Annotated in this window: 12 protein-coding genes; 6 read left to right on the forward strand and 6 right to left on the reverse strand. The window is 52.5% G+C overall.

Annotation, left to right across the window (positions count from 1 at the left end; all coding sequences use genetic code 11):
• Positions 1-41 precede the first annotated feature (41 nt).
• The gene (locus ACUTQ5_RS21970) at positions 42-248 is read left to right on the forward strand and encodes an alternative ribosome-rescue factor A (RefSeq protein ID WP_445652951.1); all 207 of its coding nucleotides are present in this window, start codon (positions 42-44) and stop codon (positions 246-248) included.
• Between the two features lie 57 nt (positions 249-305).
• Here the strand turns inward: ACUTQ5_RS21970 and mscL are convergent, their stop codons facing one another.
• The 5 genes from mscL to def form a co-directional block, all read right to left on the reverse strand.
• Entirely contained in the window at positions 306-722 is a 417-nt protein-coding gene (mscL, locus tag ACUTQ5_RS21975; protein ID WP_012147209.1) for a large-conductance mechanosensitive channel protein MscL, read from the reverse strand.
• A 140-nt stretch (positions 723-862) separates the two neighbouring features.
• Positions 863-2,239: a Trk system potassium transporter TrkA gene (gene trkA / locus ACUTQ5_RS21980; RefSeq protein WP_261093302.1), complete on the reverse strand. Its 1,377-nt coding sequence runs from the start codon at positions 2,237-2,239 to the stop codon at positions 863-865.
• Positions 2,240-2,316: 77 nt separating this feature from the next.
• Entirely contained in the window at positions 2,317-3,606 is a 1,290-nt protein-coding gene (gene rsmB, locus ACUTQ5_RS21985) for a 16S rRNA (cytosine(967)-C(5))-methyltransferase RsmB (protein ID WP_445652952.1), read from the reverse strand.
• 73 nt (positions 3,607-3,679) lie between these two features.
• The gene (gene fmt, locus ACUTQ5_RS21990; RefSeq protein ID WP_445652953.1) at positions 3,680-4,624 is read right to left on the reverse strand and encodes a methionyl-tRNA formyltransferase; all 945 of its coding nucleotides are present in this window, start codon (positions 4,622-4,624) and stop codon (positions 3,680-3,682) included.
• A gap of 17 nt (positions 4,625-4,641) precedes the next feature.
• Complete coding sequence (gene def / locus ACUTQ5_RS21995) at positions 4,642-5,151, reverse strand: peptide deformylase (RefSeq protein ID WP_012147205.1); 510 nt, start codon at positions 5,149-5,151, stop codon at positions 4,642-4,644.
• Between the two features lie 133 nt (positions 5,152-5,284).
• Between def and dprA the strand changes: the two genes are divergently transcribed.
• From dprA to aroE, 5 genes are read left to right on the forward strand one after another with little or no spacing between them, the layout of a single operon-like run.
• Positions 5,285-6,406, forward strand: a complete 1,122-nt coding sequence (gene dprA, locus ACUTQ5_RS22000) for a DNA-protecting protein DprA (protein ID WP_445652954.1) — start codon at positions 5,285-5,287, stop codon at positions 6,404-6,406.
• Positions 6,378-6,851 carry a DUF494 family protein Smg gene (gene smg / locus ACUTQ5_RS22005; RefSeq protein WP_012147203.1) on the forward strand — a complete coding sequence of 158 codons (474 nt, stop codon included), beginning with the start codon at positions 6,378-6,380 and terminating at the stop codon, positions 6,849-6,851. Before dprA ends, smg begins: the two co-directional genes overlap by 29 nt.
• Positions 6,852-6,876: 25 nt before the next feature.
• Entirely contained in the window at positions 6,877-7,422 is a 546-nt protein-coding gene (locus tag ACUTQ5_RS22010) for a topoisomerase DNA-binding C4 zinc finger domain-containing protein (protein ID WP_445652955.1), read from the forward strand.
• Between the two features lie 7 nt (positions 7,423-7,429).
• Positions 7,430-7,999 (forward strand): L-threonylcarbamoyladenylate synthase type 1 TsaC, encoded by a 570-nt coding sequence (tsaC, locus tag ACUTQ5_RS22015; protein WP_445652956.1) that lies wholly within the window; start codon positions 7,430-7,432, stop codon positions 7,997-7,999.
• A gap of 11 nt (positions 8,000-8,010) precedes the next feature.
• Positions 8,011-8,829 (forward strand): shikimate dehydrogenase, encoded by an 819-nt coding sequence (aroE, locus tag ACUTQ5_RS22020; RefSeq protein WP_445652957.1) that lies wholly within the window; start codon positions 8,011-8,013, stop codon positions 8,827-8,829.
• A gap of 37 nt (positions 8,830-8,866) precedes the next feature.
• On the opposite strand, the gene ACUTQ5_RS22025 is transcribed toward aroE, so the two are convergent.
• Entirely contained in the window at positions 8,867-9,409 is a 543-nt protein-coding gene (locus ACUTQ5_RS22025) for a gamma carbonic anhydrase family protein (RefSeq protein WP_167796692.1), read from the reverse strand.
• Positions 9,410-9,823: the final 414 nt, after the last annotated feature.

The raw sequence follows: 9,823 nt of genomic DNA on the forward strand, positions 1-9,823 counted from the left end.
TCGCCACGATTTATATCCATACATAAAAAAGGAGAATTACCATGACTAAATACCGTCATACCAAAGGTCAGATACAGGACAATGCCATTGAGGCACTGTTGCACGATCCATTATTCCGCCAAAGGATAGAGAAAAATACCAAAGGGAAAGGTAGCTACCGGCGTAAAGACAAACATGCAAAAGGCAGTAACTGGGAGGCCAGTGGTAAACTATCAAAGGATAATTTACCACTGGCCTTCTGGTTTTAAGGGATTAAAAAAGCCATCTGAATAAGATGGCTTTTTAGTAATCCCAGATAAACTATTTTATAGTTTTGGCTGTTGCTGTTGGCTCAGTAAATCGCGAATTTCAGTCAGCAGTTTTTCTTCTGCAGTTGGCGCAGGCGGCGCTGCCGGCGCTTCTTCCTGTTTACGGCGTACTTTGTTCATTAATTTAATTGCCAGGAAAATAGCGAAGGCAACAATCACGAAATCGAAAATGGTTTGGATGAATGAACCGTAGTTCATCACTACTGCAGGAACCGCACCTTGGGCTTCACGTAATACCAGGTGGAATTGTTTGAAATCAACACCGCCGATCAGCAAGCCCAGCGGCGGCATGATGATATCTGCAACGAAAGACGATACGATTTTACCAAACGCCGCACCAATAATTACACCCACTGCCAAGTCGACCACGTTGCCACGCATGGCAAATTCGCGGAACTCTTTCATCATACTCATAGAACGCACCCCTTGCAGAATTTAATAACTCAAGTTTAACAAAGCAATTTCCCTTTGCCACAAAAGGAGCGAAAAGTTTTATCTCATTCTATGGCAGAGAACAACCTCGCAATTATAGACCATTCATTACTACATTTGTTCTACAGGAAGAAAGGACTGGGTTGGAACAGCCGCTCAACGTCAGGGACGAACTTTTTATCGGTTATAAACATAATGACGTGATCGCCCTGTTCGATTTTACTGCTGCCGTTGGCAATAATAACGTCATCACCGCGAACAATGGCACCAATGGTAGTGCCCGGCGGTAATTTAATATTTTCAACGATGCGGCCGACCACTTTTGAAGTGCTTTCGTCACCATGCGCAATGGCTTCGATGGCTTCCGCAACACCACGACGGAGTGAGGAAACGCTGACGATATCCGCTTTTCGCACATGGCCCAACAGCGCTGAAATAGTTGCTTGTTGTGGAGAAATAGCAATATCGATGACGCTGCCTTGTACCAGATCGACATAGGCACGACGCTGAATCAGCACCATTACCTTTTTGGCCCCCATGCGTTTGGCGAGCATGGCGGACATAATATTTGCTTCGTCATCGTTGGTGATGGCGATAAAAACATCCACCTGATCAACGTGTTCTTCTGCCAGTAGCTCCTGGTCAGAAGCATCGCCATAAAATACGATGGTGTCATGCAGTTGTTCGGCCAGCTCTGCGGCGCGTTGCTGATTACGTTCAATCAACTTCACGTTGTAAGATTTCTCCAACCTTTGCGCCAGGCCAGCGCCGACGTTGCCACCGCCAACAATCATGATGCGCTTATAGGGTTTTTCCAGTCGCTGCAATTCACTCATTACCGCACGGATATGCTGTGAGGCGGCAACAAAGAACACTTCATCGCCAGCTTCGATAATGGTGGAGCCCTGTGGGCGAATCGGTCGATCCTGCCGGAAGATTGCGGCGACGCGAGTATCAATGTGCGGCATATGTTCGCGCATTGAAGAGAGCGCATTGCCGACTAATGGGCCGCCGTAATAGGCTTTTACCGCGGCAATGCTGACCTTGCCCTCTGCAAAGTTGACCACCTGCAGCGCGCCCGGATACTCAATCAATTTATAGATGTAGTCGATAACCAGCTGTTCTGGTGAGATCAGGTGGTCAATGGGTACCGCTTCTGGATGAAACAGCTTCTCTGACTCGCGGATATATTCTGGTGCGCGGATACGGGCAATTCGGTTAGGTGTATTAAACAACGAGTAGGCAATCTGACAGGCAATCATGTTGGTTTCGTCTGAGTTAGTGACGGCAACCAGCATGTCGGCATCTTCCGCCCCCGCTTCCCGGAGTACACGTGGATGAGAGCCGTAGCCTTGAACGACCCGCAGGTCGAACTTATCCTGTAACTGACGCAGGCGGCCGGAATCGGTATCCACGACGGTAATATCGTTATTTTCACCCACCAGGTTTTCTGCCAGTGTCCCGCCAACCTGACCCGCGCCAAGAATAATTATTTTCATTCGCTTCTCTGCTTCACACTGAAACCGCTGAAGATTATCTGAAAGGGCGCAACAGCCGCGCCCAGAGCACTGAACAGCTACATTTTAATCAGCTTAGCGTAAAAGAATCCATCCCCATCCTCTGGATGCGGAAGATTCTGTCGGCCATGCTGTTGCTGGTTGCAGGTTTCAACCAAGCGGGCATCGGCATGACGCTGGAGGAAGGCGCTAACCTGCTCAGCGTTTTCTACCGGCAAGATGGAGCAGGTGGCATACACCATCACACCTCCACTTTTGAGATGCGGCCAGATAGCCTCGATAATCTCGGCCTGTAGTGTTGCCAGTTCAGCGATATCACTGTCGCGTCGCAACCATTTAATATCAGGGTGACGGCGGATCACACCGGTAGCAGAGCAAGGAGCATCCAGTAAAATGCGATCGAATTGCTTGTCGCCGCACCATTGTTGCGGAGTGCGGCCATCGCCTTGCTTCACTTCGGCGTGCAAACGCAGACGTTGCAGGTTTTCTTTGACCCGGCTCAGGCGCTGGTCATCGATATCGACGGCCATCACATGGGCTTTGGGAGCTGCCTCTAAAATATGAGTGGTTTTACCACCAGGAGCCGCGCACAAATCGAGGATCAGTTCCCCGTCTTGCGGATCCAGCAGAGCGACACAACCCTGAGCGGAGGCATCCTGCACGCTGACCCAGCCGTCGGTAAAGCCTGGCAGATCGGTCACGGCGCAGGGTGCCAGCAGACGTACCGCATCGCGATATTCGGCATGCGGTTCCGCGGCAATGCCAGCCTGTTCCATCAACTGCAAGTAGTCTTCGCGAGTATGATGCAAACGGTTGACGCGTAGCCACATTGGCGGCTTCTGATTATTGGCATCGATGATCTGCTCCCACTGTGCGGGATAGGCCTGTTGGATACGTTTCAACAGCCAGCTCGGGTGCAGATAGCGGCTGTCATTATTGGCAGCCCGTTGCAGTAATTCGTCCTGCTGGCGTTGGAACTGGCGCAATACGCCGTTGATCAGGCCCTTAAGCTGCGGGCGTTTCAGCACTACTGCGCCTTCTACGGTTTCCGCCAGCACTGCATGAGCGGGGATACGGGTATACAGCAGTTGGTATAAGCCGACCATCAACAAATAGTGTAGCGTGCGCTGCTTGCCGGTCATTGGCTTGGCCATTAATTGTTGAATACACCATTCCAGTTGCGGCAGGACGCGCAGGGTGCCAAAGCACAGTTCCTGCAGCAGAGCACGATCCTTGTCAGAAATGGTTTTTTGCAGTGACGGCAGGACAGTACTGAGCGACTGGCCCTGATCCAACACCTGGCCGATGGCAATGGCCGCGATGCTGCGGAGATTGTAATTGTTTTTCATAGGCTAAAGCTGATAACGATCGGCATTAAGAAAGAAACAGCCCGGCGATAATTGGCCGGGCAGTGGGGGCGGTTTATAACCGGTTGCCCGGTGTAAACCATTCACGACGTGAGTTCAGCAAATCCTGAGCTGACATGGGTTTTTTGCCTGCTGGCTGCAGTTGAGTCAGGTTAAGAATACCTTCGGCGGTCGCCACCTGAATGCCGTGTTTGTCGGCATGGATGATGGTGCCAGGCTCTGCATCCGCGTTTTGCGCCAACACCGTTGCCTGCCACACTTTCACCGGTTGTTCGTCAATGGTGAAATAACTGACGGGCCACGGGTTGAAGGCACGAACGCAGCGCTCAAGTTGCGCAGCGGACAAATTCCAGTCCAGACGGGCTTCTTCTTTGCTCAATTTTTCGGCATAGGTGACCAGCGATTCATCCTGCACTTCACGTTTCGCTGTACCTGCAGCCATCTGCTGCAACGTGGTCAGCATGCCCTGTGGGCCGAGCTTAGCCAGTTTATCGTACAGGCTGGCGCTGGTGTCATCGGCTTCGATCGGGCAGGCAATCTTGTGCATCATATCGCCGGTGTCCAAACCCACGTCCATCTGCATTATGGTAACGCCGGTTTCATGATCGCCAGCCCACAGTGAACGTTGGATCGGTGCGGCACCACGCCAGCGAGGCAGCAATGAACCATGGACGTTGATGCAACCGAGTCGCGGCATATCCAACACCGCTTTGGGCAGGATCAGGCCATAAGCCACGACCACCATGACATCGGCGTTGAGATCGGCAACCAGGTGCTGGTTTTCTTCCGGGCGCAGTGATTTGGGCTGAAACACCGGTAAATGGTGCTGCTCGGCCAGAACCTTGACTGGGCTGGGCGTCAGCTTATTGCCACGTCCCGCAGGGCGGTCGGGTTGAGTGAAAACCCCGACAATCTGGTGCCCAGATGACAACAGCGCGTCAAGGTGACGCGCTGCGAAGTCTGGAGTTCCGGCAAAAATAATCCGTAAAGAGTCAGACACGTTGATTTCCTGAGCGGTTAGGCGCGGGCGTTAAGCTTGGCCATTTTTTCCAGTTTCTGACGGATACGCTGGCGCTTGAGTGGCGACAGGTAATCGACGAACAGCTTGCCTACCAGGTGGTCCATCTCGTGCTGGATACAGATGGCCAACAGGTCGTCGGCTTCCAGCTCAAAAGGTTTGCCGTCGCGGTCCAGCGCTCTGATTTTCACAGCAGCAGCGCGCGGGACTAAAGCACGTTGTTCAGGAATGGAAAGGCAGCCTTCCTCAATCCCGGTTTCACCGCTTTTTTCCAGCAGTTCCGGGTTGATCAGCACCAGGCGCTGATCGCGGTTCTCAGAAACGTCAATGACGATAATGCGCTGATGGATATCCACCTGCGTCGCAGCTAGGCCAATGCCCTCCTCTGCGTACATGGTTTCAAACATATCATCCACGATGCGCTGGATATTCGCATTGACTTCTTTTACCGGGGCCGCGACTTTGCGCAGCCGGTCATCTGGGTAATGTAATACCTGCAATACTGACATATATCTTGAGATCTGTATCCGAGTGATAAACGAGGTTTAGCTTCTATTCTAGACATTTCCCAGCCTGATTGACAGCATTGCGCACCAATTGCTCGAATTGGTAATACCACCATTTTCTGCGAGGGAACAGGCGATGCAGGCACAGGAAATTGGCTTACGGATGCGCGGTGTCACCGGGCTGGGGGCGGCGCAGGCCAGCCAGATGATACGGCAGATGGTGAAGACTGGAGGAGAGCCTTATCCGCTGTTACGGGAATTGGGGTTGAATGACCGGCAGCGGGCTCAGTTTCGTCATGTGGATCCGCGCTATCTGGCGGCCACTCTCACCTGGCTGGAACAACCCGGCAACTTGATGTGGGTCTACGGTGAGGTTGGCTACCCAGAGCGATTGCTCCCTATCGACGATGCTCCGCTGTTGCTGCTGGTTAAGGGAAACCCGGATGCAGCGCAGCAGCCGCAAATCGCCATGGTAGGTAGCCGTCAGTTTAGTCATTACGGTGAACACTGGGCCAATTACTTTTCCACCGGGTTGGTGCACTGCGGGTTTACCATCACCAGCGGGTTGGCCCTTGGCATTGATAGTATTTGCCACCGCGCGGCACTGGCGGCGGAAGGAGGAACGGTAGCGGTATTGGGCAGCGGCTTGGACAACATCTATCCGCGCCGGCATCGCCGCCTGGCAGAACGAATTGTCGAGCATGGCGGGGCGTTGATCTCTGAATATCTGGTCACCGATCTGCCGATGCCAGATCATTTTCCTCGTCGTAACCGTATCATTAGTGGATTGAGTCTGGGTGTGGTGGTGATTGAAGCCTCTTTACGCAGTGGAACTCTGATTACCGCACGTTATGCGCTGGGGCAGGGACGTGAGGTTTTTGCCTTACCTGGGGCGCTGGGCAATCCGATGAGCGAAGGCACGCATTGGTTGATCCAACAGGGAGCTTATCTGGTTACCGACCCGAAAGAGATCGCTGAACAACTGGGAAGCGGGCTGCATTGGCTGTCACTGAACGAAAATACAACTATTTGTGCGTCAGAGGCCGAAGTTGAATTGCCATTTGCCGATGTGTTGGCTAACGTAGGAGATGAGGTGACACCTGTTGACGTCGTCGCTGAACGTGCCGGCCAACCTGTGCCAGAGGTGGTAATCAAATTACTCGATCTGGAGTTAGCAGGGTGGATCGCAGCTGTACCCGGCGGCTATGTCCGAATAAGGAGGGCAGGCCATGTTCGACGTACTGATGTACTTGTTTGAAACTTATATCCACAATGAACCAGAGATGCGCGTCGATCAGGATCAACTGACTGATGATCTCGCTCAGGCGGGGTTTCATCGGGATGATATCTACAACGCGTTGAATTGGCTTGAAAAGCTCGCTGACCTGCAGGAAGGCGAAAATGCGCCGTATTTTATGGATGCCGATCCGCTGGCAATGCGGATTTACACCGAAGAAGAAGGCGTGCGTTTGGATGCCAGTTGCCGTGGTTTCCTCCTGTTCCTGGAGCAGATTCAGGTATTGAACCTCGAAACCCGTGAAATGGTTATCGACCGTGTTATGGCTTTGGATAACACGGAATTCGATCTCGAAGATCTGAAATGGGTGGTGCTGATGGTGCTGTTTAATATCCCCGGATATGAAAGTGCCTATCAGCAAATGGAAGAACTGTTGTTTGAAGTAAACGAAGGTTATCTGCACTGAGCCGATAACATACATAGAAGAAGTTATGACAAAAGCCGCGATTTTTGCCGCCAGGCAAAATGAACCCTGTCCGGAATGCGGGGCCGAGCTGGTGATCCGCAGTGGTCGTCACGGCCCCTTCCTCGGCTGTACCCGTTACCCTGAATGCCAACATATCCGGCCGCTGAAAGCGCAGGCCGATGGCCATATTGTAAAAATGCTGGATGGGCAGGAATGTCCGAAATGCCAGGCGACGCTGGCCTTACGCCAGGGGCGTTACGGCATGTTTATCGCTTGCAGTAACTACCCGGAGTGCGATCACACCGAAGTTATCGATAAACCGGACGAAACCAGCATCAGTTGTCCGCAGTGCGAGCAGGGTAAACTGCTGCAGCGGAAATCGCGCTATGGCAAGGTGTTCCACTCCTGCGATCGCTATCCTGATTGCCAGTTTGTTCTCAATTTTAAACCCGTTGCCGGGGAGTGTGAGTATTGCCACTATCCGTTGCTGATTGAAAAGCGCACGGCGAAAGGTCCAACCCTTTGCTGTGCCAGTAAACTTTGCGGGAAACCCGTAGTAATCACAGAATAATGACATCATGAGCTCAGAATCCACAGCCATCTTCACGCCAATTATTGACGCCCTACATAATCAACAGGTCATTGCCTATCCGACCGAGGCGGTGTTTGGCTTGGGTTGCGATCCCGACAGCGAGCTGGCGGTTAATGCCTTATTGGCACTGAAACAGCGTCCCTGGGAAAAGGGCTTGATCCTGATTGCGGCTGATTACGCACAGTTAACACCTTATATAGATGACACCGCGTTGAACGAACAGCAACGCGCCACGATGTTTGCCAGTTGGCCGGGCCCGGTGACCTGGGTGATCCCTGCCCGGTCAGAAACGCCGCGTTTGTTGACCGGCCGTTTCAATTCGTTGGCGGTACGCGTTAGCGATCATCCGTTGGTACAGCAACTTTGTCAGCAGTTTGGCAAACCGCTGGTATCGACCAGCGCCAACCTCAGCGGGCAGGAACCTTGCCGTAGTGCCGATGAAGTGCAGCAGCAGTTTGGTGCCGCTTTCCCGGTGTTGGCCGGCAGCGTCGGTGGCCGTCTTAATCCTTCCGAAATCAGAGATGTCCTGACCGGTAAGCAGATCCGTCAAGGCTAGAGGTAACGTGCATGGAGAAGTTTGCAGTATTCGGTAATCCTATCGGCCACAGCAAGTCACCGCGTATTCATGCGCTATTTGCCGCGCAAACAGGTATAGAACATCCCTATGGAACTGTGCTGGCGCCACTGGATGGTTTCAAAACCACTTTGCAGACGTTCATTCAAGCTGGTGGCAAGGGAGCGAACGTCACGGTTCCTTTTAAAGAAAATGCTTATGAAGTGGCGACCGAACTCAGTCAACGAGCCTCGCTGGTCGGTGCGGTAAATACCTTGAAGATACTGCCAGACGGTGGGTTACTGGGTGACAACACCGATGGGATCGGTCTGCTAACCGATCTTGAACGTCAGAAGTTGATCCAACCCAAGGATCGTATCCTGTTGGTGGGGGCGGGTGGTGCGGCACGTGGCGCGATCTTGCCGCTACTGTCTTTTGGTTGCGAAGTGGTGATCACCAATCGTACTTTTAGCCGCGCACAGACATTGGCGCAGGTATTCCAGCATCTGGGTGAAATATCCGCGTTGCCTCTGGATCAACTTGATCAACAGCGGTTTGATTTAGTGATTAACGCTACGGCATCCGGCATCAGTGGTGACATCCCGGCGCTACCGGTTGGTACGGTCAATAGCCATACGCGTTGTTATGACATGTTTTATCAGCAGGGATTAACTCCGTTTCTGGCCTGGGCACAGCAACAGGGTGCCACAGAATATGCCGACGGTTTAGGGATGCTGGTGGGGCAGGCCGCACATGCGTTCCTGCTGTGGCATGGTGTGATGCCGGAGATCGAACCGGTATTGCGCCAGCTGCGTCACGAACTGGCAGTGTAACTCGGGGCCCGTTCCCCTGAGCGGGAACGGGTGCCAGTCAGATATCTTCTGACAAGTATTCGTCTTTCCAACGTACATAGTTAGTAGAAGAGTAAAGTAACCCTTCCCGCTCTGCAGCGGTCAATGGGCGAACCTGGCGTGCCGGGCTACCCATATAGAGATAGCCGCTCTCCAGGCGTTTACCCGGTGCAACCAGGCTGCCAGCACCAATCATCACATCATCTTCTATTACTGCACCATCCAACAGGATCGATCCCATACCTACCAGCACCCGATTGCCGATGGCGCAGCCATGCAACATCGCCTTGTGCCCAACAGTAACGTCTTCACCGATCAATAATGGGTAACCCTCAGGGTTATGTTCAGACTTATGGGTCACGTGCAACACGCTGCCATCCTGAATATTGCTGCGTGCACCGATCTTTACCGCGTTCACATCACCGCGGATGGCAACCAACGGCCAGATACTGACGTCATCGGCCAGCTCAACGTTACCGATCACCACACTGGAAGGGTCGATCATGACGCGCAAGCCCAGTTTGGGAGAGTAATGAAGATAAGAACGTACTGCATCAGACATGGTAATAGCCTCGCATCGGGATCATATTTACCGGCAATACTAGACGTTGGCGGTGGAATTACAACCAACTGAAGCGACGGATCCTGCGGAAAACGGCCCTGATCGCGCAAGATCCACCCGAAAGGGCCGAAAAGTGTGCAAGCAGTGATAAAAGATCAAAAAAGGGGTTGTGCAAAAAACTCGGTTCCCTATAATGCGCCTCCATCGACACGGAACATGTGAACAACTTCACAGAGTCTTCGGGGTTCGAAGAGAAAAAATCCTGAAATTTAGGGGTTGACTCTGAAAGAGGAAAGCGTAATATACGCCACCTCGAGATAGCAAGCCACGGCGGCTAACTCACTGCTCTTTAACAATTTATCAGACAATCTGTGTGGGCACTCCACAAGACGATATCCAGAACCTTCGGGTTCA

This window comes from Serratia sp. NA_112.1, from assembly GCF_052691715.1.

Bases quoted from the DNA above. Each gene is read 5' to 3' on its own strand.
- ACUTQ5_RS21970 (WP_445652951.1), top strand. From the start codon at position 42: ATGACTAAATACCGTCATACCAAAGGTCAGATACAGGACAATGCCATT.
- mscL (WP_012147209.1), bottom strand. From the start codon at position 722: ATGAGTATGATGAAAGAGTTCCGCGAATTTGCCATGCGTGGCAACGTG.
- trkA (WP_261093302.1), bottom strand. From the start codon at position 2,239: ATGAAAATAATTATTCTTGGCGCGGGTCAGGTTGGCGGGACACTGGCA.
- rsmB (WP_445652952.1), bottom strand. From the start codon at position 3,606: ATGAAAAACAATTACAATCTCCGCAGCATCGCGGCCATTGCCATCGGC.
- def (WP_012147205.1), bottom strand. From the start codon at position 5,151: ATGTCAGTATTGCAGGTATTACATTACCCAGATGACCGGCTGCGCAAA.
- dprA (WP_445652954.1), top strand. From the start codon at position 5,285: ATGCAGGCACAGGAAATTGGCTTACGGATGCGCGGTGTCACCGGGCTG.
- smg (WP_012147203.1), top strand. From the start codon at position 6,378: ATGTTCGACGTACTGATGTACTTGTTTGAAACTTATATCCACAATGAA.
- ACUTQ5_RS22010 (WP_445652955.1), top strand. From the start codon at position 6,877: ATGACAAAAGCCGCGATTTTTGCCGCCAGGCAAAATGAACCCTGTCCG.
- tsaC (WP_445652956.1), top strand. From the start codon at position 7,430: ATGAGCTCAGAATCCACAGCCATCTTCACGCCAATTATTGACGCCCTA.
- aroE (WP_445652957.1), top strand. From the start codon at position 8,011: ATGGAGAAGTTTGCAGTATTCGGTAATCCTATCGGCCACAGCAAGTCA.
- ACUTQ5_RS22025 (WP_167796692.1), bottom strand. From the start codon at position 9,409: ATGTCTGATGCAGTACGTTCTTATCTTCATTACTCTCCCAAACTGGGC.